This is a genomic window from Acidipropionibacterium jensenii (assembly GCF_005890135.1).
GTDB lineage: Bacteria > Actinomycetota > Actinomycetes > Propionibacteriales > Propionibacteriaceae > Acidipropionibacterium > Acidipropionibacterium jensenii.
Genome location: NZ_CP040635.1, coordinates 2,023,809 through 2,046,556, shown reverse-complemented (window position 1 = coordinate 2,046,556; position 22,748 = coordinate 2,023,809). Strand labels below are relative to the sequence as shown.

Annotated in this window: 21 protein-coding genes, 2 tRNA genes and 1 pseudogene; 12 read left to right on the top strand and 12 right to left on the bottom strand. The window is 68.0% G+C overall.

All coding sequences use genetic code 11. The features are described 5' to 3' along the window. Positions 1-207: 207 nt before the first annotated feature. From FEZ32_RS09140 to nhaC, 3 genes are read left to right on the top strand one after another with little or no spacing between them, the layout of a single operon-like run. The gene (locus tag FEZ32_RS09140) at positions 208-1,632 is read left to right on the top strand and encodes a basic amino acid/polyamine antiporter (protein WP_244937841.1); all 1,425 of its coding nucleotides are present in this window, start codon (positions 208-210) and stop codon (positions 1,630-1,632) included. Positions 1,633-1,667: 35 nt separating this feature from the next. Continuing rightward, positions 1,668-2,915, top strand: coding sequence for an arginine deiminase (locus FEZ32_RS09135; RefSeq protein WP_138680455.1), 1,248 nt, complete (start codon positions 1,668-1,670; stop codon positions 2,913-2,915). A 43-nt stretch (positions 2,916-2,958) separates the two neighbouring features. Beyond that, complete coding sequence (gene nhaC / locus FEZ32_RS09130) at positions 2,959-4,503, top strand: Na+/H+ antiporter NhaC (protein ID WP_051238091.1); 1,545 nt, start codon at positions 2,959-2,961, stop codon at positions 4,501-4,503. Between the two features lie 83 nt (positions 4,504-4,586). On the opposite strand, the gene FEZ32_RS09125 is transcribed toward nhaC, so the two are convergent. From FEZ32_RS09125 to FEZ32_RS09105, 5 genes are all read right to left on the bottom strand, one after another. Next, a complete protein-coding gene (locus FEZ32_RS09125; protein WP_138680454.1) occupies positions 4,587-4,850 on the bottom strand; it encodes a hypothetical protein in 264 nt (87 codons plus the stop codon). 192 nt (positions 4,851-5,042) lie between these two features. Continuing rightward, complete coding sequence (gene ettA, locus FEZ32_RS09120) at positions 5,043-6,731, bottom strand: energy-dependent translational throttle protein EttA (protein WP_028702277.1); 1,689 nt, start codon at positions 6,729-6,731, stop codon at positions 5,043-5,045. A 214-nt stretch (positions 6,732-6,945) separates the two neighbouring features. Next, positions 6,946-7,554: a single-stranded DNA-binding protein gene (locus FEZ32_RS09115; protein WP_097798546.1), complete on the bottom strand. Its 609-nt coding sequence runs from the start codon at positions 7,552-7,554 to the stop codon at positions 6,946-6,948. A gap of 122 nt (positions 7,555-7,676) precedes the next feature. Continuing rightward, positions 7,677-9,014: a PrsW family intramembrane metalloprotease gene (locus FEZ32_RS09110; RefSeq protein ID WP_244937840.1), complete on the bottom strand. Its 1,338-nt coding sequence runs from the start codon at positions 9,012-9,014 to the stop codon at positions 7,677-7,679. A gap of 126 nt (positions 9,015-9,140) precedes the next feature. Then, positions 9,141-9,216 (bottom strand) — tRNA-Arg (locus tag FEZ32_RS09105). 75 nt (positions 9,217-9,291) lie between these two features. On the opposite strand from FEZ32_RS09105, the gene orn reads away from it, so the two are divergent. Then, complete coding sequence (orn, locus tag FEZ32_RS09100) at positions 9,292-9,906, top strand: oligoribonuclease (RefSeq protein ID WP_244937979.1); 615 nt, start codon at positions 9,292-9,294, stop codon at positions 9,904-9,906. A gap of 99 nt (positions 9,907-10,005) precedes the next feature. Then, positions 10,006-10,081: transfer RNA gene (locus tag FEZ32_RS09095), tRNA-His, on the top strand. Between the two features lie 201 nt (positions 10,082-10,282). On the opposite strand, the pseudogene FEZ32_RS09090 reads toward FEZ32_RS09095, so the two are convergent. Then, positions 10,283-11,623 (bottom strand): annotated as a pseudogene (locus tag FEZ32_RS09090) (DHA2 family efflux MFS transporter permease subunit). Between the two features lie 157 nt (positions 11,624-11,780). On the opposite strand from FEZ32_RS09090, the gene FEZ32_RS09085 reads away from it, so the two are divergent. The 3 genes from FEZ32_RS09085 to FEZ32_RS09075 all read left to right on the top strand — a co-directional run bounded on the left by FEZ32_RS09085 (position 11,781) and on the right by FEZ32_RS09075 (position 13,694). Beyond that, the gene (locus FEZ32_RS09085; RefSeq protein ID WP_138680452.1) at positions 11,781-12,470 is read left to right on the top strand and encodes an ArsR/SmtB family transcription factor; all 690 of its coding nucleotides are present in this window, start codon (positions 11,781-11,783) and stop codon (positions 12,468-12,470) included. Positions 12,471-12,686: 216 nt separating this feature from the next. Next, on the top strand, positions 12,687-13,286 hold the full coding sequence (locus FEZ32_RS09080) for a class I SAM-dependent methyltransferase (RefSeq protein ID WP_138680451.1): 600 nt from the start codon (positions 12,687-12,689) through the stop codon (positions 13,284-13,286). 9 nt (positions 13,287-13,295) lie between these two features. Then, positions 13,296-13,694, top strand: coding sequence for a DUF2200 domain-containing protein (locus FEZ32_RS09075; RefSeq protein WP_051238090.1), 399 nt, complete (start codon positions 13,296-13,298; stop codon positions 13,692-13,694). On the opposite strand, the gene FEZ32_RS09070 is transcribed toward FEZ32_RS09075, so the two are convergent. Together FEZ32_RS09070 and FEZ32_RS09065 are read right to left on the bottom strand one after the other, a co-directional pair. Beyond that, positions 13,688-14,782, bottom strand: a complete 1,095-nt coding sequence (locus tag FEZ32_RS09070) for a VIT1/CCC1 transporter family protein (protein WP_217496594.1) — start codon at positions 14,780-14,782, stop codon at positions 13,688-13,690. The genes FEZ32_RS09075 and FEZ32_RS09070 overlap by 7 nt on opposite strands. Before the next feature lie 303 nt (positions 14,783-15,085). Next, complete coding sequence (locus tag FEZ32_RS09065; protein WP_028702273.1) at positions 15,086-15,760, bottom strand: NrtR DNA-binding winged helix domain-containing protein; 675 nt, start codon at positions 15,758-15,760, stop codon at positions 15,086-15,088. Positions 15,761-15,852: 92 nt separating this feature from the next. Between FEZ32_RS09065 and pnuC the strand changes: the two genes are divergently transcribed. From pnuC to FEZ32_RS09050, 3 genes are read left to right on the top strand one after another with little or no spacing between them, the layout of a single operon-like run. Continuing rightward, entirely contained in the window at positions 15,853-16,452 is a 600-nt protein-coding gene (pnuC, locus tag FEZ32_RS09060; protein WP_097828227.1) for a nicotinamide riboside transporter PnuC, read from the top strand. Further along, positions 16,449-17,465, top strand: coding sequence for an AAA family ATPase (locus FEZ32_RS09055; protein WP_138680450.1), 1,017 nt, complete (start codon positions 16,449-16,451; stop codon positions 17,463-17,465). The genes pnuC and FEZ32_RS09055 overlap by 4 nt, the downstream gene beginning before the upstream one ends. 44 nt (positions 17,466-17,509) lie before the next feature. After that, positions 17,510-18,313, top strand: coding sequence for a transglutaminase-like domain-containing protein (locus FEZ32_RS09050; RefSeq protein ID WP_028702270.1), 804 nt, complete (start codon positions 17,510-17,512; stop codon positions 18,311-18,313). Positions 18,314-18,347: 34 nt separating this feature from the next. Here the strand turns inward: FEZ32_RS09050 and FEZ32_RS09045 are convergent, their stop codons facing one another. Continuing rightward, complete coding sequence (locus tag FEZ32_RS09045; RefSeq protein WP_028702269.1) at positions 18,348-18,755, bottom strand: hypothetical protein; 408 nt, start codon at positions 18,753-18,755, stop codon at positions 18,348-18,350. Positions 18,756-18,787: 32 nt separating this feature from the next. Continuing rightward, positions 18,788-20,491, bottom strand: coding sequence for a CocE/NonD family hydrolase (locus FEZ32_RS09040; RefSeq protein WP_028702268.1), 1,704 nt, complete (start codon positions 20,489-20,491; stop codon positions 18,788-18,790). Positions 20,492-20,665: 174 nt separating this feature from the next. Between FEZ32_RS09040 and FEZ32_RS09035 the strand changes: the two genes are divergently transcribed. Beyond that, the gene (locus FEZ32_RS09035) at positions 20,666-21,235 is read left to right on the top strand and encodes a dihydrofolate reductase family protein (protein WP_138680449.1); all 570 of its coding nucleotides are present in this window, start codon (positions 20,666-20,668) and stop codon (positions 21,233-21,235) included. Between the two features lie 8 nt (positions 21,236-21,243). On the opposite strand, the gene FEZ32_RS09030 is transcribed toward FEZ32_RS09035, so the two are convergent. Together FEZ32_RS09030 and FEZ32_RS09025 are read right to left on the bottom strand one after the other, a co-directional pair. Then, positions 21,244-21,930: an aspartate/glutamate racemase family protein gene (locus FEZ32_RS09030; RefSeq protein WP_138680448.1), complete on the bottom strand. Its 687-nt coding sequence runs from the start codon at positions 21,928-21,930 to the stop codon at positions 21,244-21,246. 169 nt (positions 21,931-22,099) lie between these two features. Further along, the gene (locus tag FEZ32_RS09025) at positions 22,100-22,744 is read right to left on the bottom strand and encodes a GyrI-like domain-containing protein (protein WP_028702265.1); all 645 of its coding nucleotides are present in this window, start codon (positions 22,742-22,744) and stop codon (positions 22,100-22,102) included. Positions 22,745-22,748: the final 4 nt, after the last annotated feature.

Sequence of the window (22,748 nt, the reverse complement as noted above, 5' to 3'; positions counted from 1 at the left end):
AACATGCGTGAGTTAAGCACACCAAACAGGCTCGAATCCCGAATTCCCCCACAAATGAGGGTGCGTGTCGGTCGTGTTCACCAACCCCCCTCGATAAACTCCTGATCGCAGGCACACACGAGTGCGACCGCGATACCGGGGAAACGGAGAGGCGGCGCGATGTCGGAGGACAGAGAGGCGGGGGACTCCCCCGAGGAGACCCGGTCGGTGGACAAACTGTCGGTGGCCGCGTTGACCGCATTGGTCGTGGGTTCGATGGTGGGCGCCGGAGTGTTCTCACTTCCCGGCAGATTTGCCCGGGAAACCGGAGTTGCCGGCGCGCTCATCGCATGGGTCATCGCCGGTGTGGGCATGCTCATGCTGGCATTCGTCTTCCAGATGCTCGCCATCCGGGAGCCGAAGCTCGACTCCGGCGTCTTCGCGTACGCGAAGGCAGGCTTTGGCGAGTACCTCGGTTTCTTCTCGGGCTTCGGCTACTGGGCGAGCGCCTGCGCGGGAAACACCTTCTACTGGGTCTTCATCATGTCGACCCTCTCCGGGCTCGGCGTACGCGGACTCGGAGGCGGGGACACCGTCCTCGCCGTGGCAGTCTCCTCGGTCGGCCTGTGGGGATTCTTCCTGCTCATCCGCAAGGGCGTGCAGAACGCGACGTTCATCAACACGATCATCACCATCGCGAAGATCGTGCCCATCGTCATTTTCGTGCTGCTGTGCATCTTCGTGTTCAAACTCCATGTCTTCCTGCAGAACTGGGCCGGGGCCGACTACGCGGGCTCACTCGGCGAGCAGATTCGCGGGACGATGCTGGTCACCGTCTTCGTGTTCCTCGGCGTCGAGGGAGCGAGCGTCTACTCCCGCCACGCCAGGAGCCGCGAGGACGTCGGCAGGGCGACCGTGCTCGGCTTCCTGTCCGTGTTCGCGGTCTTCGCGTCGGTGACGATCGTGTCCTACGGGATCATGCCGATGGCCGACATCGCCGCACTGCCCCAGCCGTCGATGGCCGGTGTGCTCGAGCACGCCGTGGGCCCATGGGGTCGCTGGTTCGTCAGTATCGGGCTCATCGTCTCAGTGCTCGGCGCATATCTCGCGTGGTCGCTCATGGCGGCCGAGGTGCTGAGCGTCATGGCCGAGAGCCAGGACATGCCCCGGTTCCTTGCCCGAACGAATCGCAATGGCGTGCCCGAGAATGCGGTGCTCCTGAGCTCGCTGCTCGTCCAGCTGCTCCTTGTCATCCTGCTGTTCGCCAGCAATGCCCTGGACCTGGCCCTCGACCTCACCAGCGCCCTAACACTCATACCGTTCTTCCTCGCGGCTCTGTTCGCACTGAAGCTGGTACTCTCCCGAAACGGCGGCACCGAGAAGAACACCGGGAAGAACACACTGGTTCCGCGCGACATAATGCTGGCGATCCTGGCCTGCCTGTACACGGCCTTCCTGATATTTGCGGCTGGCCTGCAGTTCCTTCTCCTCTCATTTGTCATATACGCTCCCGCTTCTATTCTTTTCGTGATGACCCGACGTGAACAGGGACGCACCTTGTTCACCGCCCGGGAGTTTGTCATCCTCATGGTATCGCTGATAGGCGCAGCCGCTGGAATAGTTGCCCTCGCGACCGGTTTCATCCAGCTCTGAGATCACTCAACAATCCACCAGAAAGGGAACAGACAATGTCTGAGACGAATACGCCAGGGGTATACTCCGAGGTCGGCGTGCTGCGCAAGGTTCTGGTGTGCGAACCGCGTCTGGCTCATCGCCGACTGACCCCTTCCAACTGCGATGAGCTGCTCTTCGACGATGTGATGTGGGTGGAGAATGCGCAGAAAGATCATCACGAGTTCACCGACAGTCTGCGCTCCCACGGAGTGGCGGTCGTCGAGCTGCACAGCCTGCTCGCCGACACCCTGCGGGACCCCTCCGCGCGAGCGTGGCTGCTCGACAGGAAGATCGTGCCGAACGAGGTTGGCCTCGGTCTGATCGAGGGCACTCGGGCCTACCTCGACTCCCTTGATGAGGCCCAGCTGGCCGAGTTCCTGATCGGCGGTCTGTCGACCGCGGATCTACCGGCCGACTACCGCACGGACTACCTGAGCCTCGCCCGGGAGTCGACCGGCGTCAACGAGTACCTCATGCCGCCGCTCCCGAACACCCTCTACACCCGCGACACGACCTGCTGGATCTATGGCGGCGTCACCCTGAATCCTCTCTACTGGCCCGCCCGGCACGATGAGACGCTGCTGATGCAGGCCATCTACCGCTTCCACCCGGACTTCCGCGACTCGACCGTGTGGTGGGGCGACGCCGAGCGCGACTGGGGCCAGGCGACCCTCGAGGGTGGCGACGTGATGCCGGTCGGCAACGGAGTGGTGCTGATCGGGATGAGCGAACGGTCCTCCCGCCAGGCGATCACCCAGCTCGCCACCGAGCTGTTCGCACAGGGCGCTGCCGATCATGTGATCGTCGCCGGGATGCCCAAGCTCCGGTCCGCGATGCACCTCGACACCGTGTTCACCTTCGTCGACCGCGACGTCGTCACACTGTTCCCCCGGATCATGGACGCCGTCCACACCTTCTCGCTGCGCCCCTCGGACCAGGCCCCAGGTGCAGAGGTGATCGACCACGGATCGCGGCCCTTCGTCGATGTCGTCGCCGGAGCACTCGGACTTCCCGCTCTGCACGTGGTGGAGACCGCCGGCAACAACTACGAGTCCGAGCGCCAGCAGTGGGACAGCGGCAACAACGCCGTGGCTCTGAGCCCGGGAGTGGTCTACACCTACGATCGCAACACCCTCACGAATGAGCAGCTTCGCAAGGCCGGCATCGAGGTCATCCCCATCGTCGGCGCGGAGCTCGGCCGCGGCCGTGGCGGCGGGCACTGCATGACGTGCCCGATCCTGCGCGATCCCGTCGAGTTCTGACCGATGCCCGCCCTGGTACGCAGCGAGAATTGAGGCGCCAGCCATGAAGGGCTCACAGCCGGCAGAAGCACAGCCGAAGGCGCGGCAGAAGCGGGATCCGTCGATCGCCGACTCGCTGACACCACTGATCGCGATGGTGCTCCTCATCGCGTCCTCCCTCCTGATCTTCGGCCTGGACGCCCTCGACGGACCGATCCAGGTGGCCCTCGTCGCCTCCTGTCTGGTGGCTGCGGCCGTTGCCCTGAAGAATGGACATCCCTGGGGCGAGGTGCAGGCCGCGGGCCAGTCGGCGATGGCGTCGATCACCTCGGCGGTGTTCATCCTGCTGTCAGTGGGCGCCCTGATCGGAACCTGGAATCTCTCAGGCACGATCCCCACCCTCGTCTCCTACGGGCTCCATGTGCTCAGACCGGAGTGGTTCTATCCGGCGACTGCCCTGATCTGCGGCATCATCGCGATGTCGATCGGTAGCTCGTGGACCACTGTCGGCACGATCGGCGTCGGACTCGTCGGCATCGGCAGCATGCTGGGAGTCTCCCCCGGGATCGCGGCCGGCGCGGTGGTCAGCGGCGCCTATCTCGGCGACAAGCTCTCCCCGCTGTCGGAGACGACGATTCTCACCGCCCAGCTGGTGAAGGCCGACGTGATGCGGCACATCAAGGCTCAGGCCTGGACCTCGATCCCCGCCTTCGGCATTGCAGTGGTGCTCTTTCTCGTCATCGGACTCTTCACCAGCGGTTCGGCCCAGCCGCCGGCACCGACCTCCATCGAGCTGGAGAAACTCGACCAGGTGTTCCTCATCACCCCGTGGAACCTGTTGCCGTTGGTGCTGCTCGTGGTGCTCTCCGTGCGCAAGGTCTCCGCCTCCATCTCGCTGTTCCTGGCAGCTGTGTTCGCGGGCATCAGCGGTGCGATCCTGCAGCCCAGAGTGTTCTCCGGCTTTGTCGGCGCGGACCACCTCACTCCACTGGGAGCGATTCGGGCGACCTGGCTGGCGATGTCGAGCGGGTTCTCGGCCCACACGGGTATCGCCGACATCGACCGCCTTCTCTCCCGGGGCGGCATGGACTCCATGCTGCTCACACTGTGGCTGATCATCGGGGCGGTGACCTTCGGAGCACTCCTCGACGAGCTGGGACTGATCCGACGACTCACCGATCCGCTGCTCGCGCGGGCGAAGAGTCGCGGAGGTCTCTACGTCGCCGTGTTCGGCTCGGCGTTCGGCCTGAACATCGTGGCAGGTGACCAGTACATCGCGCTCGTGCTGCCGGCCCGCACCTATCGCGCCGAGTTCGCCAAGCGCGGGCTCGCCCCCACGAACCTCTCCCGGTTGTGCGCCGACTCCGGCACAGTCACCTCGCCGCTTGTGCCGTGGAACTCCTGCGGTGCCTTCATGAGTTCCGCTCTCGGTGTGTCGACACTGCTGTATCTGCCGTTCGCATTCTTCAACATCCTCAGCCCGCTGCTCAGCCTCCTGTACGGGTTCACTGGATTCAAGATCGAGAGAACGAGCGAGACCGACCTGGTGACTGAGTCAGATGGCGCCCCGGACCCATCTGAGACCTCGCCGGAGGACGACCACCACTGAGCCCCCCGACCTGCGTCACAGGAGCCGGACACGGACACGGCCATCGCCTCAAGGCCCGACAGCCGGTCCCGGACCGCACGCACTCACCGGGAGAGAGCGCGTGCGGTCCGACGGCGCTGCCATGAAGATGCGGCCATCGTCCACACGGACTCGGCCATGCACCCGGCGGCCAGCACGGAGGCGGCGAACCGCGACGGGATGTCACCGGCCAGCAGGGCGGTCACCGTGGTGGCCACCGTCGCGCCGGCCAGCGCCCATCCGCTCGCCGGCGGCACCTTCTCGGCGATCGCCGACCACACCACGGCGCTGCAGCAGGCCACCGCCAGAACGACGAGCACGATGATCACGTGACCTCCCGGACTGATGTCCTGGACGCTAGATGCCCACTGTTACGAACGATTGACGTCCGATCGACCGGTCGCCGGCCGCGGACGAGCCTTCCGTGACGGAAGCGCCCCGAGGAGGCCCCGCCCGAAGGGGCCCCGAGAGGCCCCCGACGCCCCGAGAGGCTCCCCAGGAGGGATCCGACGCCGAGCGAGTCACTCCCCTCGGGTGAGCCTGCGGTGCTTGGAGGCGTGCGGGCGAGCGGCCTCCACGCCGAGGCGGTCAACCTTGTTCGCCTCGTAGTCGGCGTAGTTGCCCTCGAACCAGAACCATCGGGGCGCGCCGTCCTCGTCCTCGCCCTCCCAGGCCAGGATGTGAGTGGCGATCCGGTCCAGGAACCACCGGTCGTGGGAGGTGATCACGGCACAGCCGGGGAACTCCAGCAGGGCGTCCTCCAGGCTGGACAGGGTCTCGACGTCCAGGTCGTTGGTGGGCTCGTCGAGAAGCAGGACGTTGCCGCCCTGCTTGAGGGTGAGCGCCAGGTTCAGGCGGTTGCGCTCACCGCCCGACAGCACCCCGGCGAGCTTCTGCTGATCGGGCCCCTTGAACCCGAAGCTGGCGACATACGCACGCGAGGGCTCCTCGAAGTTGCCGACCTTGATGTAGTCCAGTCCGTCGGAGACGACCTCCCAGAGGTTCTTGTCGGGGTCGATCCCGGCACGGTTCTGGTCGACGTAGGAGAAACTGACCGTCTCCCCCACCCGCAACGTGCCGGAGTCGGGCTGCTCCTGGCCGACGATCATCTTGAACAGAGTCGTCTTGCCGACGCCGTTGGGCCCGATCACACCGACGATGCCGGCGCGGGGAAGGTCGAAGGTGAGGTCCTTGTAGAGGACGTGGTCCTCGAAGGCCTTGGTGAGCTTGGTGACCTGAAGGACGGTGTTGCCCAGTCGGGGGCCGGCCGGGATGTTGATCTCGGCGGTGTCGATCTTGCGGTTGCGCTCCGCCTCGGCGGCCAGCTCCTCGTACCGGGCCAGCCGGGCCCGGTTCTTGGCCTGGCGGGCCTTGGGCGAGGAACGCGCCCACTCGAGCTCGCGCTCCAGGATCTTGGCCCGCTTGGCGTCCTTCTTGCCCTCGATCTGGAGGCGCTGGCGCTTGGTGTCGAGGTAGGTGGAGTAGTTGCCCTCGTAGGGGTGCAGCTTGCCGCGGTCCACCTCGCAGATCCACTGGGCGACGTTGTCGAGGAAGTACCGGTCGTGGGTGACGGCCAGCACGGCGCCGGCGTAGCTGTGGAGGTGGCCCTCCAGCCAGTTGACCGACTCGGCGTCCAAGTGGTTGGTGGGCTCGTCGAGAAGCAGCAGGTCGGGGGCCTGGAGCAGCAGCTTGCACAGCGCGACCCGGCGTCGCTCACCACCGGACAGCACCGAGACGGGGGTGTCGGGCGGGGGGCACTGCAGGGCGTCCATCGCCTGGGACAGCTGGGCGTCGATGTCCCATGCGTTGGAGGAGTCCAGCTCGGTCTGCAGCTCCCCCATCTCGGCCATCAGGGCGTCGAAGTCGGCGTCCGGATCGGCCATCGCCGCCGAGACCTCCTCGAACCGCTGGAGCTTGGCCTTGATCTCGCCGACTCCCTCCTCGACGTTCTCCAAGACGGTCTTGTCCTCGGTGAGCGGGGGCTCCTGGAGCAGGATCCCCACGGTGGCCCCCTTGGCGAGGGTGGCGTCGCCGTTGTTGGGCTTCTCGATGCCGGCCATCAGCTTGAGCATGGTGGACTTGCCGGCGCCGTTGGGGCCGACCACCCCGATCTTGGCGCCGGGATAGAAGGACAGCGTGACGTCGTCGAGAATGACGTTGTCGCCGATCGCCTTCCGGACGTTGTGCATGGTGTAGATGAACTCAGCCATCGGCGCTCCTCGGGGTTGGCGTGTCTTCGGCGTCGTGATGACGCAAGGTCTGTGTGGGGTGGCCGGGCCGGCACGGGGCGGCCGCGGTCACGACCGGGAACAGGGATCGTGTGGCCCCACGCCGCACAGGGCGGGTCGGAGGGCCGCACGCCAGTATGCCAGTCGCCTCCGACCGCGACCACCGCGCGAGGCCGCCGCACCGCTGGTCCCACCGCTATCCGACCGGGATCTCACCGGTGTGGCGGTCGGCCGAGGCGATCTCCCCGTCCATCTCGATGGCATCGAGATCCGTCTGGTCGCCCTCGGTCCCGTCGTCCTCGGCTCCGGCGGGGTCGCTGCCGTCGACGCCTGTGGAATGAGCCCCAGAACCGTCAGGGTCCCGGTCGGCGAACCCCCCGGAGCGGTCGGTGAGCAGCTCGGTGGTCGCATCGACAACCGCACCGGGCTCCATGATGGGAGCCTCCTCGGGCCTGGGCGTCGGGCGGACGAACATGCTGGTCCCCCGCTGCAGGTCGTGACCGACCGAGGAGGCGAGAATGACCAGCTGTTCACGGCGCACGCCGTCCTCGGTGACCCAGGCCTGGGTCCGCAGCCGTCCGACGACCACGACGGGGTCGCCCTTGCTGAGACTCTGCCGGCAGTTCTCGGCGAGCCGGCCGTTGACACGCACCGACATCCAGGTGGTCTCGCCGTCCGACCACTGCCCCTCCCGGAGGTACCGGGGGGTCTGGGCGATGCGGAATCGGCCGCCGCACCAGCCGTCCTTCCTGATGAAATCGACCTCGGTGCCGAGGTTTCCGGTGATTGACACGTTCGCGTCCATGTGAGTTCCTTTCCTCTCACCGACACGTGTCGTGGCGCAGGCCTCGATCTGCCGCCTCCGGACAGATCTGTGGACAACTTCTCCCACCCCGCCTCGGTCCCGACCCTCCTGTGGAGAACCGGTCAGGGACGCGGCGGGACCCAGGAGACCGCCGGGCGCGAACCGGGTCCGGGCGGGGCGAAGGCCGGCATCCGACCGGCCCTGCCGCGACGCCACGGCCACCAACCGGGCAGGTGCGGGGCGACCGGTCGGGCCCCCTTGGACTCGGTGATGGCCACCGGCCTCAGGTCGCGGAGTCGATCCACCAGGGCGACCTCACGGTCCTGGGTGGCATCGGCGGTGCCGCGGGTGACGGCGTCCCGCAGGTAGGCCAGCTCGGTGGCGGTGCGCAGGAATGCCAGTGTCGCCCACCAGGTGGCGAACCCGTGGGAGGTGGCGACCACAGTGATCCACCAGCGCCTGGCGAGGCTGCCGACCACGGTCGGGTCGCGCGGTTCCAGCCATCCCATCACGACGTAGTCGGCCAGCCGGTTGCGCACCATGGAACCCTCGCGCAGCAGCCGGACGATGAGGAAGATCACCAGCGAGGCGACGATCCCCAGGGCAACGAACCAGTAGACCTTGAGGTCCTTGCTCGGCACCACCGAGGAGATCCCGTTGAAGGCCATGTGGCCGATCACGGCTCCGAGGAAACCGGTGACCGGGGCGAGGATCCGCACCAGCCGACTGCGTGAACGCAGGCCGATCGCCAGGCCGATCCCGGCCATCGAGGTGAACAGCGGGTGACCGAAGGAGGTGAGGACGCCGCGCAGCAGGACGAGCTGCCGGACGGCCTGGGTGGGGTCGCCGGCCTGGACGGTGATGCGGGCGTAGTTGTCGGCGCGGGCGTAGTAGATGATGTTCTCCACGAAGGCGAAGCCGATCGCCGACAGGCCCGCCAGGCTCACCGTCTGGAGCATCGAGGTGAGGCGGTTGCGCATGAAGGCGGCGAACAGGAAGAGCACCGTCACCTTGCAGGTCTCCTCGACGAAGGGCGCCGAGTAGATCGCCGGACCCGCCCCGCCGCTCGGGTCGTAGCCGCCCTGGACCGACAGCATGCCGGCCATCCAGGTGTTGACGACCAGGGAGATGGAGGTGGCGACCGCCGCACCCCAGGCGAAGGCGGTGAACCACATCGCCATGTGCTGGGTGCGGAAGCGGTCCAGCCAGATGAACACCAGGGACCAGACGGCGGCGGTGGGCCAGGCGTAGTGGGCGGCCAGTGTGAACGACCGCACGGTGATGCCCGGGATCACCCCCGTGCGGCCGTCGCGCTCGACCTCGACGTCGGCGTGCAGCTGGAGGTACTGGGCGTACAGCAGCCCGACCGACAGGAGAATCATCGCCAGCACGATCCAGGTCCAGGGGTTGCGCAGCAGGCGCATCCACCAGGGACGTCGGATGGTGGCGGACTCGGGCATGCCCGCCACTGTACCGGCGGGTCGGCAACAGGAGGCAGACCGCTCGCCCGGGAGCGATCGGCGATCGACGTTCGGCCCCGGGGGTACCGGCCTATCAGCCGCCCAGGCACGGGGAGGGTGAGGATGTGGCGGCCCGGGTGGGAATCGAACCCACGCGCGACAGATTAGAAGGCTGCTGCTCTATCCGCTGAGCTACCGGGCCAGCGCGGCAAGTCTAGAGGATGACGCCGTCGGGGCGACATGCCGCGTCGACGTAGGCTGGTTGCCCGTGAACAACATGCTGGTGTGGATCGACTGCGAGATGACCGGGCTCGACCTGGCCCATGACGGGCTCATCGAGGTGGCCGCCCTGGTCACCGACGGTGACCTCAACGTGATGGGTGAGGGGGTCGACGTCATCATCCGCCCCAGGCCGGAGTGGTTGGAGCACATGAACGACTTCGTGCGCGGCATGCACACCCATTCGGGACTGCTCGACGAGCTGGACTCCGGGATGTCGATGGAGGAGGCCCAGAAGCAGGTCCTCGACTACATCAAGGAGTGGGTGCCCGAGGCCGGCAAGGCCCCGCTGGCCGGCAACTCCATCGGGACCGACCGGTCCTTCCTGGCCAAGGACATGCCCGAGCTCGAGGGGTACACCCACTACCGCAATGTCGATGTCTCCTCCATCAAGGAGCTGGCGAAGCGCTGGTACCCGGCCGCCTACCGGAACTCCCCGACCAAGCAGGGCAACCACCGCGCGCTGGCCGACATCGAGGAGTCGATCGAGGAGTTGATGTACTGGCGCGCGGCGCTCATGGTGCCGGCCCCGGGGCCGGACGCCGCCACTGCCAGGACCATCGCCGCCAGGTGCCAGGGGGCTCTCACCGGAGCCGGTCGCACCGCCGACTGACCTGGCACCGTGCGCGTCCCGGTGGACCCGCACGGATTTGCCAAGGATCTCGGGGGTTCGATATTCTCTCCGAGTTGCCCGGAGCTTGTCGGGCAGATGGTGGATATAGCTCAGTCGGTAGAGCACCTGGTTGTGGTCCAGGGGGTCGCGGGTTCAAGTCCCGTTATCCACCCCAGATGGGTCAGGTTTGAACTTTCGACCAAGGGTCCACGCTTGGTCTCAGATTCTCACCTGGCCCTCTTTCTCTGCCTGCGGCGGCCCAGCTCGGTGCGTCGACATGCAGCTCCCGAGAGGCTCCGCCCGTCGTACCGGTTACGTCAACCGACGCGTGCCTCGTTGTCCTTGTCGACGCATATCGTCTTCAACAGCGCCTGGTTCATGAGTTGGACTGCTCGGTGTCCCTCGGGCACGTCCGAGATGCACCGAGCAGTCCACTGGAACGCCGGTGCCGGGCCAGTGTGACTGCGACGAGGACGGCGGCGACGAGGAAGACGAGGCTCGCACCGGTGACGGCGCGTTGAAAGCCGGGCAGGAAGCCGCTGCTCCCGGTGGCGAAGGTGCCGAGAGTGGCGACGCCGATCACGGTGCCGGTCTGTCGGGCGGTGTTGATGACGCCGCTTGCGGTACCGGCGAGTTCGGCGGGTGCTGTTGCGACGGCCGCCGCCGTGGCAGCGGGCATGGCGAATGCCATGCCGAGTCCTCCGGCGAAGGACAGGGCCGCGATGATCGGATATGCGGTCGCGCCAGAGACGAAGGCAAGTCCACCGAATCCCACCGCACCGACCAGAAGGCCGATCAGCATGACCGGGAACGGTCCGAACCTGGCTGAGGCGCGCCCGCCGAGCGGGGAGCCGACAACGGCACTACAGGCTTGCGGTGCGAGCGCGAGTCCGGCCAGCCACGGTTCGTAGCCGAGGTATCGCTGGAAGAAGAGCGAGAGCACGAAGAGCTGCCCGAAGAAGCTGACATTGAGCGCGAATCCCACCACGCTGGCGACGGAGAAGCGGCCACTGTGGAACAGACTCAGGGGCAGCATCGGGGCGGGCACCCGATGCTCGACCAGCACGAAGCCCGCCAGCACCAGCACCCCGAGTGCCAGGCCGAAGACCGGGGCGAGCATCCAGCCGTGCTCACCGGCGGCGATCACCGCCCAGGTGATGACGGCCAGGCCCGGCACCGACAGCGCCAGACCGGGCAGGTCGAGCCCCCTACGCGCATTGCCCGGCCGCGCGGCGATGTCGTGCAGGGCAGCCCAGCAGGCGAGCACGACGACCGGGATGTTCACCCAGAACACGACGCGCCACCCGATGACGGAGACCAGGAAGCCGCCGATCACCGGTCCGACGGCGGCAGCCACCCCGCCTCAGAGCCCGATGGCGCGTGCGCGCCTGCCGGGTTCGGGGAACAGCTGCGCCAGCAGGGCGAGCGAGCCGGGAATGATCGCCGCCGCACCGACTCCCTGCAGTGCGCGGGCGATGACCAGCAGCAGCGTCGTCGGGGCGAGCGCACAGCAGATCGACATCAGCCCGAGCCAGCCGAGCCCGAACACGTACACGGTTCTGGTGTCGAGCCGATCGCAGGCAGCACCAGCTGTCAGCAGCAACGCAGCGAGCACCAGCGTGTACGCGTCGACGATCCATTGCAGCCCCGACACGCTCGCGCCGAGATCGCTACCGATGTCCGGCAGGACGACGTTGACGATGGTCGTGTCGAGCATGACGATGAAGAAGCCCGCCAGTACACCGCCAGTCGCTGCTGCGCGCCGCTTCTCGACTACCGCCACGATTGTCCTCCCGTTCGCTGCCCGTCTCCTCGATCCTGGTCTGCCGAGAGTTCGGTGGGAGTCGAACCTTCTCCCCGCTCATACTGGAGGGGTGAGTGGTCGCAGCTTTCCCGAGGCAGTGCCGGACATCGCGGCGTCCGCCGCCGCGTTGGCCGATCCGTCGCGCGCCGCGATGTGCGCGGCGCTGATGGACGGGCGTGCCTGGACCCTTGGCGAACTCGCCACCTACTGCGGCATCGCCCGATCCACCGCCAGCGAGCACGCCACTCTCCTGGTCGCTCGCGGCCTGGTCACCGAGGTCCGGCAAGGCCGGCACCGCTATCTCCACCTCGCCGGGGAACGCGTCGCGCGAGCAATCGAGGACCTGGGCGTCATCGCGAGAGACACGGTGCCCACTCCGCCGAGCCTGCGCGCCACGACCGCACACGAACGACTCCTGGCTGGACGCACCTGCTACCGACACCTCGCAGGCAGGCTGGGTACCGGCCTGACCACTCAGATGCAGGAGCGTCGCCTCCTTGACAGCGCCTGGCAGCCGACCGACGCGGGCCGTGCCCTCCTCGCCGAGTGGGGAGTCCCCGAGGCCGAGGCGACCCGGGCACGAACATGCATGGACTCCACGGAGCGCCACTACCATCTCGCCGGTCCCGCCGGGAACGCCCTGTGTCGCACTTTCTTCGCCCAGGGCTGGATCGAGCGCATCGGCACCACCCGCGCCGTGCGACTCACCCCGACCGGTACCAACGCCCTCGCACAAGCGAACATCACGATCGCCAGTTGAAGCCCTGACACGCTCCGAGAAGAGACTCGCCTCGACTTGGTTCAGGGCGTCGGCGGGACGGCCGAGATCGCCCCTCGCAGCAGTATCCTGACCCCTTCGAGAGACCAGGAACCGACCTCCGACGAGGGAGGATGCCGGTTCCTGGTGTCCCAGTACATCGACGCCGTGGACGTGTGCCGGGTTCGGTGACGCCGACGGAAATCTGCGGGAGGAACCATGCAACCATCGGGTGCGGGCGGGTTCAACGTCGCCGCCGAGGCCTACGACAACTTCATGGGCAGGTACTCCACTCCGCTGGCGACCCAGTTCGTCTCCTTCGTCGGGGTCGGGTCAACCGACCAGGTGCTCGACGTCGGTTGCGGACCCGGCGCTCTGACGGCCGAACTGGTCCGCCTGGTGGGTGCCGCCAACGTCGTCGCGTGCGATCCCTCGCGGCCGTTCGCCGCCGCGTGCGCCAGGCGGAACCCCGGCGTCGACGTACGTACCGGTGCCGCTGAGCACCTGCCGTTCGACGACGGCTCGGTCGACGCAGCCCTGTCAGAACTCGTGCTGCACTTCGTCGGCGACCCCCCGGCGGCAGCTGCCGAACAGGCGCGGGTCCTGCGCGCCGGCGGCATCTCGGCCGCCGCCGTGTGGGATTTCGACGAGTTGTGGGCCGGGTTCGACCAGGGCATCGGGCCGGCGGGCAGCTACCTGAAGGCCCTGAGCGCCCCCTCTCAGCAGGCGGTGCGGGCGGCGCTGTTCGATCGGGTCGGACCCGGTCCGTTCACGATGACAGCTCTGGCCAGAGCGGCGAAGGGGCACCCCCCTCGGTAGGCTCACCGCATGAGGACCGACCCGAAGACCCTCGCACGAGTCCATGCCATGACCTTCTCATCGGTCTATCCGCTGCTGCTCAACAAGGTGGTGCGCAAGGGGCGCACCGAGTCCGAACTGCACGAGGTGATCAGCTGGCTCACCGGCTACGACGATGCCCAGATCGACAGGCTCGCCTCCGACCAGATGACCTACCAGGAGTTCTTCGCCGGCGCCGACCTCAATGCGAATGCCTCGCTCATCACCGGAACAGTCTGCGGGGTCCGGGTCGAGGAGATCGAGGATCCGGTGATGCAGCAGGTCCGCTACCTGGACAAGCTCGTCGATGAGCTCGCCAGGGGCAGGAAGATGGAGAAAATCCTGCGACAGGCCGGCGCCCCCTCCGCAACCCGGCCCGGCAGTCAGTGAATCTCGGTGCCGAACAGCATCCCCAGCAGGTAGGTGGCGGCAGCTGCCCCGTACCCGATGGCGAGCTGGCGCAGCGCCCGCTTCACCGGTGACGCGCCAGACAGCAGCCCGACGACCGCACCGGTGCCGAGCAGGCTGATACCGACCAGCCCGGCGGCGGTGAACACTGCCGGCATCCCTGACACCCCGAAGAGGTACGGGAAGATCGGGATGATCGCGCCCGAGGCGAAGAAGCAGAAACTCGACAGTGCGGCTCCCATTCCGGTGCCGATCTCCTCGTGGCTGACGTCCTCGGGCTGATCGAGGATGATGCTGGAGTCGGCCGTGCGCTCCTCCAGCACGAGATGGGCCCGAGCCCTGGCCTGCTCCTCGCTCATGCCATGAGCGCGGTAGAGCAGCTCCAGCTCGTTGTTGCCGACGGCAAGGATCGGAATGATCTTGAGCACCGCAGGATTAGGCCGCGACGCCTCCAGGAGTTCGCGCTGGGAGTGCACCGAGACGTACTCACCGGCACCCATCGACAGTGCTCCGGCCAGTAACCCGGCGGCACCGGTGAGCAGGATCACATGCGTGGAGACGCCGCTGGCACCGACCCCCAGGATGAGCGAGAGATTGCTCACCAACCCGTCATTGGCCCCGAAGACGGCCGCCCGGAAGGATCCCGAGAGTCTCTTGCGTCCGCGTTCGGCCAGCCCGCGGACGATCTCCTCATGCAGCTGCTCGTCGGCAGCCATCTTCGGGGTCGCATCGGGATCTTTGGAGTACGGGGAGCGCGCCTCGGCCCGCTGCATCAGTGCCAGCACGAAGACCGAACCGAACCATTTCGCCAACAGCCCCAGGACCTGGGTGCGCAGGGCCGGGCGAAGGGGGCGCCCGACCTCATCGCCGAGCAGGTCGAGCCAGTGCTGCTCGTGGCGCTTCTCGGCGTCTGCCAGGGCCATTAGGATCTCGCGTTCCTCGCCCTGGCGACGCCGCCCCAGGGACCGGTACATCGCGGCCTCGGCGCGCTCGTCCGCGAGATAGCGGCGCCATCTGTGCTTCGAGCGTGCGAGGGCGTGTGAGTGCGACTGGGTAACGGCCCGAGGCATGGCATTCCTTCGGTCATCACTGCCCCGGGGCCAACACAGGGTCCTGAGCGGTGAGCGGTCGAAGGTCTCGCCCGCCCGCATGCCGCAGGTGATGCACCGGGCAGGCTCACAGGCCTGCCATTGTGTCGACGCATCGCTCGACCTGGGTCTGCGCCGCTCGGCAGCGCCAGCTCAGGGATCGGGAGCTACTCCCCTTCGTCGGCCTATCCTGCCACAGCGATCCTCACATCCACAGCGAGTGCTGCGACCTGATCCGGGTCGAGCGGAGGCCTCCAACATTCCCGCGGACGCCCCACAGATCGATCAGCGGCGATCGATCCGGTAGAGCTCGGCGGGTTTTCCTCTGGTGCCGCGGCGAACCCGCCCGGTCCCGCGAAGACCCGGCAGCATGGTGCGCCTGAAGGTGTCGGGGACCAGCCTCTCCCCCAGCACCTGCTCGTGCAGCAGGCGCAGGTCGCGGATCGTCACACCCTCCTCGCTGGGCTCCAGCAGCCGCCAGGGATCGGGGAGACGTCGGTACCCGTCGCGCAGGACCGCCGCGGCATGGGCGATGATCGCGGTGTGGTCATAGGCCAGCGGGGGGCACTCGTCCACCGGCACCAGATCGCTGCGATCGGTGAGCGGGATGAGATCGGCCCGCACCGCGTCCAGATGGGCCACCGACAGCACCCAGCCGCGACTGTCGCGGTCCGGATCGTCGAAGACCTTCAACTGGTGCGGGGCCAGCCCCTCCACCTGGGCCTTGTCGCGAAGGGCCCGCAGGGACGCGTCCGCCAGCGTCTCGCCGGGATGGAGAAAGGTCCCCGGCAGGCCCTCGCAGCCGTCGGGGCCGCGCACCAGCAGCACGCACAGCCGGCCGTCCTCGACGGTGAGGACCGCGGTGTCGACGGCCACCGAGGGACGCGGATAGTCCGCCAGGGTGCGACCGGACTCGTCACAGTACGCACCCTGGCGGTCGCGATCCTGCGGCTTCTTCATGAGGCCAGATTAGGCGACTGTTGCGCAAACTTCCATCCCGGGGTTACAGTCTCCTCACGAGTTAGGCGAATCTTGCGCTAAAGGAGCAGCTCATGAACTGGACAGAGATCCTCGGTTTCGTCTCCGGGGCGGTGTGCGTGTGGTTGGCCGTGCGCCAGAACATCTGGAACTTCCCCGTCGGCATGGCCAACAACGTCTTCTTCTTCATCCTGTTCATCGGCTCGGGCCTGTACGCCGACGCCTGGCTCCAGGTGCTCTACCTGGTCCTCGGGGGGCTGGGTTGGTACTGGTGGCTGCGCGGCGGGCAGGATCGCAGCCACCTGGTGGTTCGTCGCACCCCGGCCTGGGCCTGGCCCGCGATCGGGGTCGCGGTGGCCGGAGGCGCCTGGGCGATCTGGGCACTGCTGTCGGTCCACACCGACTCGACCGTGCCGTGGGGAGACGCCACCACCACCGCCCTGTCGCTGGGCGCGCAGGTGATGTTGAACCGCAAGTGGATCGGCAACTGGCTGCTGTGGATCTGCGCCGACGCCATCTACATCGGCCTCTACGCCTACAAGGGGCTCTATCTCACCGCCGGTCTCTACGGACTGTTCCTGGCGATGTGCTTCGTCGGGGTGGCGCAGTGGCGGGCCACCCTGCGCGAGGAGAGTGCAACTGCCCGCACCGAGCGCGAGAAGGTGGCGGCATGACCTCCTTCCGTCACGGCCTGGTGCTCGGCAAGTTCTATCCCTTCCACGCCGGCCACGAACACCTCATCTGCGCCGCCGCGGCCCGCTGCGAGCAGGTCACCGTCCAGGTGCTGGGGTCCTCCCGGGAGTCGGTCCCCCTCCAGGTCCGCCGCGACTGGGTGGCCGAGAGGTTCCCGATGCTCGACGTCGTGGCCGCGATGGACGAGGCCGATGTCGACTTCGACTCGCCGGCCGCCTGGGATCAGCACATGGGGGTCATCGAGTCGCTGCTGAAGACGCCGGTCGACGCGGTGTTCACCTCCGATGACTACGGGGCCGAACTGGCCCGGCGGCTGGATGCCCGGTGGGTCCGGGTCGATCCCGGTCGGGCCTCGCTGCCGACCTCGGGAACCGCGGTGCGCGCCGACCCCGCCGGCTGCTGGTGGGCGCTGTCACCAGCGGTCCGCCAGTGGTTCTGCCGCCGAGTGGTGGTCCTGGGGGCCGAGTCGACCGGCAGCACCACCCTGGCCCGAGCACTGGCCGGGTACTACCGGACCAGGTGGGTGCCCGAGTACGGCAGGACGTGGTCGCAGATCCGCCCCGGCGGCCTGGAGGCACCCTGGCACACCGCCGAGTTCGATCTCATCGCCGCCGAGCACCGGCGCCAGGAGCGCGATGCCATGGCCACCGCGCCGATCCCGCTGGTCATCAGCGACACCGACGTGCGGGCCACCTCGATCTGGCACGAGCGCTACCTGGGCGTCAGCTCCCCCTCGGTGACCGAGCTGGCCAGCCGATGGAAGCCGGACCTGTACCTGCTCACCGGCGACGAGATCCCCTTCGTCCAGGACGGCATGCGCGACGGGGAGCACCTGCGCCACGACATGCAGCAGCGGTTCCGCGATGTGCTGGCCGGCCAGGAGACCCCCTGGACAGAGGTGCGCGGATCCCTCCGGGACAGGGTGCGCGCGTCGATCGAGCTGATCGACGCCGTGATGGCCGAGGGCTGGCGGCTGGCGGATCCGCTCGGCTGAGATCGATGGAGTCCCGAGCGGGGCAGATCTGCAAGACTTCGCCCATGCAACGCTCCGTCTCCGCCCACCTGTCCATCGACGTCACCGAGCCCGCCACCCTGGTGCTGGAGATCGCCGTCGCCCAGGACTACCTGGATGCCGGCGCCGCCACCGAGACGCTGACCGTCAACGGCGGGGCCGGCGACCTCGCCCCCAACGAGATCCTCGTCCAGCACGGCACCAGGGTGCACGTCATCGAGGCACCCGTCGGCCCGCTGACCATCGACTACACCGCCACGATCACCGGACGCATCCCACCCGCCCCGGTGACCCGGTGGGACACCCTGAGATACCTCCGCCCCTCGCGGTACTGCGAGTCCGACGTCCTGGCACCGACCGCTCTGGCGCAGTTCAAGGACGTGCCCCACCAGGACCTGCTGGCCGCCGTCAGCTCCTGGGTCGGCACCCGGCTCAGCTACGTCCCCGGCTCCTCCCAGCCCACCGACGGAGCCACCGCGACCCTGCTGTCGCGCCAGGGAGTCTGCCGCGACTACGCCCACCTGGTGGTCGCACTGTTGCGCGCCCTCGACGTCCCGGCACGCGTGGTCGGGGTGTACGCGCCGGGGATCGACCCGATGGACTTCCACGCCGTGGCGGAGGCCTGCATCGACGGCGGCTGGCACGTGGTCGACGCCACCGCTCTCGGACCCCGGCAGTCCTTCGTGAGAATGGCGACCGGCGACGACGCCGCCGACATCGCCTTCCTCTCGATCCATCACGGCCGGGCCACCGTCACCGACCAGCAGGTGAGGGCCACCGTCGACGAGCTTCCTCTCGACGACGTCACCCGGCTCACCGCCATCGGCTGATCCGCACGGCCCGGAGGCCGGCCACCGGGCCCGATCACTCCTGAGGTTGTGCGCCGGTCTCCGGGAACAGCTTCCGCACACCGCCGCGCGCCAGCATCAGCACCACGATGAGGAGAGTCACCGGGACGAACCCTCCCAGTGAGGCCGCGTCCCCGAAGGCCCAGTCCACCAGCTCGAGCACCACGAACTTGCTGCCCGGCAGGACCAGGATCAGCGCCAGGACGTTGAGCACCCGGATCCATCTCTCGCGACCGTTCCGGATCCGCCCGACGATCCGCCGCTTCACGAGCAGGACGACCTCCAGGACGGCCTTGAGCAGCACCGCGGTGAGCAGGGCGATCAGGAATGACTCCGAGAGGACCGCGGGGAACAGCTGGATGAACACTCCCAGCACGACGAGGTAGACGAACACGTCCACGAGGTCGGTGGGTCGAATCCGCATGCCGGGAGTGTAGTGAGCCGGGGTGCTACCGCTCACCGACCCGGCACCACGGCGCGGGCCGGGATGACGGGGATCTCCAGGGTCGAGGGCCGGTCGGGCGTCCAGCTGATGACGGCGATTCCACCGCGGCTCGGCTCGTAGCGGGTGGGGAAGTGCCCGAACAGCGGGTTGCGCGGCTGCGGGTAGCGGCCGCACACCAGCAGACGCAGGCTCTCCCCGGCGTGGAACAGGGTCGCCGAGGGAGTCAGGGCGATGACCACCTCCATCTCCTCGCCATCGCGCACCGGCACCAGCCTGTCAAAGGCGTGCTCGGGCTGATGGGCGGTGCTCAGCCTCTCGTCGATCTCCCGTACCGCCAGTCGGAGGCGTCCCTGGGCGATGTGGTCGCGCCCGTAGCCGTAGGACCCCTCGAACGGCACGGGGCGGCCCTGGGCCCACTTCTCGACGGCGACGAACAGCCGAGGATCCCTCGCCCCCCGAGTCGCCACCTGCAACCGCAGGGTCATCGGGCCGCTGAGTTCGGTGTCCTGGTCGAACCGGTGGTCGAACCTCGCCGCGTTTCGCCTCAGGTCGAACGCCGTCCGACCGGTTCCGGGCTGGGTCTGGCGCAGGGTGCCGTCGCCGGCGAGGTGGAGCCGCCGCCACTCGGTCCGGGCGAGCGGCCACTCCTGCTCGTCGCGCACCTCGACGATGTGATCGCCCCGGTCCCGGATCTCCAGCCGGAGCGGCGGCGGCTCGGCGACGTCCTCCCCGCGCAGATACCGGTTGAGGAACGCCAGCTGGCAGGACCTCGCCTGCTGGGAGTAGAACGTCGCCCACTTGGGGCCGCGGTGGGCATAGGCGTGACGATGCCGGGAGCCGGCCTGCTGGAAGGCCCGCATCGATCCGGCACTGTGCAGGTTGGCGTCGGAGAAACTCGTGCACACCAGGATCGGCACCCGGATCCGCGCCAGGTCGGGGGTGATCGCCCGCCACCACTGGTCGCGCAGTGGGTGACGGCGTCGTTCGGCGGCGACACCCCCCTCGAGTCTGGCCACCCGGGAGCTGAGGAACAGCCAGACGCGGGCGAAACCGTTCTCCACGACCCCGCCGGGGGTGAAGAAGTCGCGGTAGGCGTCGGTGAACCCCTCCCAGGGGCAGATTGCCCGCAGAGCGGGCGGACCCAGCGCCGCGACCTTGTACTGGGAGATCGCCAGGTAGGACACCCCCAGCATCCCGACCCTCCCGTTCGACCACGGCCTGGCCGCCGCCCACTCGATCACCTGGGCGATGTCATCGGCCTCCTGGTCGGAGAAGAGCCGTCCGCTGCCCTCGGAGCGCCCTCCCCCGCGCACGTCCAGGTTGATCACCGCGAATCCCTGCTGCGCCCACCAGACAGGATCGGGGGCCTCCCAGCTGGTCTGGTCCGAGATCTTCAGCGGCGCCGGCTGATTCATGATGCGGAACTGCGGGTTGAGCGACCATCGTCCGCGCCGTCTTCTGGGGACGGCGTCCTTCCCGTAGGGGTGCGCCGACACGATCACCGGGAGCGGGTCGCTGCGCCCCGCCGGGCGGAACAGGTTCAGTCGCAGGGTGACGCCGTCGCGCAGCCGCACCTCCACGTCCTGGTCCTTGCGCACATCGGCGGACATCTCGTACACCGAGACCGGAGGGTGCAGGAGGGCCCGGACCCTCCTCAGGGCGTAGCCGGCACGTCCGCTGCGTCTCCAGGGCTTGTCCAGCGAGTTCGACGTCATCGTCCTGCTCCCATCGCGCCGCACGACTGTGGTTGGCGTCCATTGTGACCGGGGACCGGGGCACCGGATCAGCGTGCGGAGTGTCCTGGAACCTCGGCTCGTATCGTTGCCTGCCTGATCCACCCCCCTGCCTGATCCACCCGCCTGCCTGATCCACCCGCCTGGAGGACTCCCATGAGACCGCTCCGATACTCGATCAACACCACCCTCGACGGCTGCTGCCACCACGAGGCGGGTCTGCCGCCCGATGAGGAGTCGATGGGCTACTGGACGGCGCAGATGCAGCGGGCCGATGCCCTGCTCTTCGGGCGGGTGACCTACCAGATGATGGAGCAGGCCTGGCGTCGGCCGGCCTCCGGCCAGTGGCCCGACTGGATGGACGAGTGGGAGATTCCGTTCGCCGAGGCGATCGACCAGACGAGGAAGTACGTCGTCTCGAGCACCCTGAACACAGTCGACTGGAATGCCGAGCTGGTGGTGGGCGATCTGGAGCAGGCGGTCTGCCGACTCAAGCAGGGATCAGGGACGGAGATCTCGGTGGGCGGTGTCACGCTGCCCCTGGCGCTGGCCGACCTGGGGCTCATCGACGAGTACGAGTTCGTCGTCCAGCCGGTCCTGGCCGGTCACGGCCCGACCCTGCTCGCCGGTCTGCGCCACCGCATCGAGCTCGAACTGGTCGACCGCACAGAGTTTCGCTCGGGAGCAGTCGCGCTGAAGTATCGGCCAGCACAGCCGGCCAGGTGAGACGAGGGTCAGATGGCGTCGATGAGCGCTCGGGTGTGCAGCTCGACGACGTCGAGGAGGGGCACCTCGACGTCCATGCCGGTGAACAGCAGGGGCAGTTCGGTGCATCCCAGGATGATGGCCTCGACGCCGTCCTTGCGGTGCATCTCGTCGGCAATTCCGAGGAACTCCTGCCTGGTGGAGTCCTTCACTCTGCCGAGTTCCAGTTCGCTCTCGATCCGGTGATGGACCAGGCGAAGGGTCGCCTCCTCGGGGACGACCACGTCGATGCCGGCCGCCGCGAAAGCGTCGCCGAAGAAGTGCTCGCGCATCGTGAACTCGGTGCCGAGCAGTCCGATCCGGGTGTACCCCGCCGCCACCGCGGCGTCGCAGGTGGCCGAGATGGCGCTCACCAGCGGCACCGGGGATGCGGCCTGAAGGTCGGGGAACACCACGTGCGGGGTGATGCCGGTCAAGGAGGCGACCTCGACATGGGCGGCCGCCAGGTTCTCGATGGAGGCCAGCAGGTATCCGGTGAGGTCGTCGAATCGAGGGTGCTCGAACATGTCGAAGACCTCGAAGGGGCTCAGGCTGTCGATGGTGATCTTCGGGATGACCCGGGACCCCTCGCGCTCACCGATCCCCTCGATGATGCGCCGGTAGTACAGCACCGTGGATTCGGGGCCGGTGCCACCGACGAGACCGAGTTTCTTCATCGCACATCCTCATGAGGCGAGCTGGATCATTGCTGCGGGTCGGCGTCCCCACCACCGTCCCGCGGTGTCGCTCATGCTAAGTGGCTCCTCACCGACCGGGCAATGCGTCCACCGTGCGTCCCCGCCGCGTCCGGTCGGCGCTGGCGCGAATCCAGCGTGACAGGACAGCTCAGCGTGGCAGGACAGGTTGGCGCAGGATCGTCCTCAGCTTCTCCGGCGCCACCCTGCGGGGGTCGCTGAGGTAGATCTCGTGATGGCGCCCGGTCATCTGCAGGCCGTGCTCGGGAATGAAGACGTCGTGCATCCGCTCCAGCACCGGACCCTCGTCGTCGAAGGATCCGAGGTGCAGGGTCTGGACGCACAGGCCCTCCGAGAGGGTCTGGAGGCGTACCTCACGCAGACCCTCGAGCCGTTCCCCGGCTGCCTTGTCGGCGGTTCTGGCGACCGCCTCGTCGACCATCCCGGACCCGATCCAGTCGGGCACCATCAGCATCATCGTCCACTGCCAGCGGCTCTTGTCGGGCACCCCGGTGAAGGAGTTCATGTCGTCGGCCCACCACAGCCCCTCCAGCGGTGGCACCACGTAGTCGCGTCCGAGCTCGCGTCTGCTCGCGAACTTCAGCGCGTAGGCCACCGGGTAAAGGGCCACCAGCGCCCGGGCGTAGGCCGGAGCGGTGTTGGGGTCGCCCCGGCCATCGATCATCAGGTAGCGCTGGTCCGCCAGCTCCACCAGGGCGAAGGTCCCCCTGGGCGCCCGGTATCCGGCCATCGTCTTCTTGACGTCGATCTTGGGGTGGACGGCATCCTCGCTCATCGGT